Raw genomic sequence first — 377 nt, forward strand, 5'->3', positions numbered from 1 at the left:
AAGCGCTTGACACATGCAAATATTCGGCATATGTTTCAAAAAAGCCTGTCTTTACGTTCCCAACTATTGCCGGGACATGCGCGGCGGATCTTCTGGGCTTTTATCTGGGAGATGTGTCTGATTCCATGCAGAAGGGAATGGTGCTTACGGCGCCATATGCCAGTATGAACAGTATTGTCGTGCGCAGCAAGGCGTCCAGCTTTCCGGGGGATGGACTTGTGGGGGCGGTGATCGAGGGGAGAGGACTGCCGGGAACAATCCGGGCGGACAGGGTGGAGTTCTTTCATAACGCCAGTGACGCTTTAGAGGCGGTGAATCGCGGTGAGATTGACTTTGTTTATGGTTTGGCTTCCTACATGGAATACGAAATTCAAAAA

General features: G+C 51.2%; 1 protein-coding gene. It reads left to right on the plus strand.

The window, feature by feature from the left end; genetic code table 11:
* Positions 1–377 (plus strand): hypothetical protein (locus NE664_15900; protein MCQ4728118.1); only part of this gene is annotated, 377 nt, incomplete at both ends.

Origin of the sequence: Anaerotignum faecicola, from assembly GCA_024460105.1 — a bacterium.
Classification (GTDB): Bacteria; Bacillota; Clostridia; order Lachnospirales; family Anaerotignaceae; genus JANFXS01.